The 1,538-nt window shown below is 39.6% G+C and carries 2 protein-coding genes; both read right to left on the bottom strand.

What is annotated here, in order from left to right; all coding sequences use genetic code 11:
- The coding region (locus AACZ30_RS13975; RefSeq protein ID WP_339650142.1) for an FGGY family carbohydrate kinase at positions 1 to 928 on the bottom strand (928 nt) is incomplete at its 3' end.
- Between the two features lie 23 nt (positions 929 to 951).
- Positions 952 to 1,538, bottom strand: a 587-nt coding sequence (locus tag AACZ30_RS13970; RefSeq protein WP_339650139.1) for a DUF6805 domain-containing protein, incomplete at its 5' end; no start/stop codon positions are given.

Below are 1,538 nucleotides of genomic sequence, written 5' to 3'. Positions count from 1 at the left end.
TATCTCCAACATTTTCCTGTTCTGAAACGATAATATCACAGGTAGAAGTTCCCATAACGCGAACTAAGGTATGCTTATCTATTTTTGCACCAACCGCCCCGGAATGGGCATCGAAGGTTCCAACCGCGACTACACAATCGGTAGAAAGTCCAAGCTTTTCGGCCCAGACTGCACTTAAATTTCCGGCAACTTCATCTGAAGTATAGGTCTCGGTGTATAGCCTTTCCCGTAATTCACCTAAATAAGGATCCAGTTTATTTAGAAAATCTTTAGGAGGAAGCCCGCCCCAGCTTTCATGCCACATCGCTTTGTGACCTGCAGCGCAACGGCTTCGTTTAAAAGAAGCTAAATCCTGATTTGCAATAAGCATAAACGTCAATAGATCGCAATGCTCCATCCAGGAATAGGCGGCGTTTTTCACGGCTTCATCTTCACGAATAACATGCGCAATTTTTGCCCAAAACCATTCAGAAGAATAAATTCCACCTTCGTATTTGGTAAAATCTTCCCCGCCCCAGGTCCTGGCCAATTCGTTGATTTCATTGGCCTCGTTAATGGCGGTGTGGTCTTTCCAAAGAACCATCATCACGTTTGGATTCTCTTTAAAACCTTCTTCAAATGCCAGCGGAGTACCTTCCTTTGTAACCGCAATTGGTGAGGACCCGGTAGTATCAATACAAATTCCTTTTACAGCGGAACCATCAATATTGGTTTTTGCTAAAACACCTTTAATTGTTTTTTCTAAGCCTTCAATATGGTCTGCCGGGTGTTGGCGAAACTGGTTGATTGCTGCATCACAATATTTCTTATCACGCCATTGCGGATAATAAAATGTATCAGTGGCCAATTCTTCTCCACTCCCTGTGTCTACAAGTACCGCACGAACAGAGTCGGTACCGTAATCCAGGCCTATAACGTAATTCTTCATTTTCTTTTAAATCTTCTTTATTTTTATTCTTTTAATAATCTCACATCATAAATCCCTGCTGTTCTGGAACCCGATTTGGCTTCAAAACGTATGGTGATTTTTTCCTCTTCATTATATTCTAAATTGTTTGGCAGTTTATATTCTTTAGAAAAAAATTGGTCGCCTTCTTCGCCATTAAAATTTTCTTCCGCCAGAACTTTATCATTTATATAAATACTGAATTCCCTATTTGCATCTTTTCCGTAGTAAGTAATTTGAAGTTTTTTGGCATTATTCTCCGTATCTTTTAAATCGTAGCTAAACCATCCCGTAGCATCACGCCAATGCCGATCTTGATGAACGCCGGTATTAGAATCTTTACTTTGAATAAAATGATCTGACTCCGGTTGCTGTTCACCGGGAACTACTCGGTCTATGGTATTTGCTTCCAGTTCACGCTCAACGATTTCCTTTTCCTTTAAATCTTTTTGTTTTTTATGATAACTTTCTTTCGTTCCCAGTGGAAGATAAATGGCATATCTGGACTCGTGGATATTATAAAAAGGAATAAATTCCTGTTCCTTAAACTTTTCAGGATAAATACCATCGGCTACTGAAAAAATTAGATTTT

Source organism: uncultured Salegentibacter sp. (assembly GCF_963972535.1).
Lineage (GTDB): Bacteria > Bacteroidota > Bacteroidia > Flavobacteriales > Flavobacteriaceae > Salegentibacter.
Note: the sequence above shows the minus strand (reverse complement) of the source record. Positions and strands in the feature narration are given on the sequence as shown.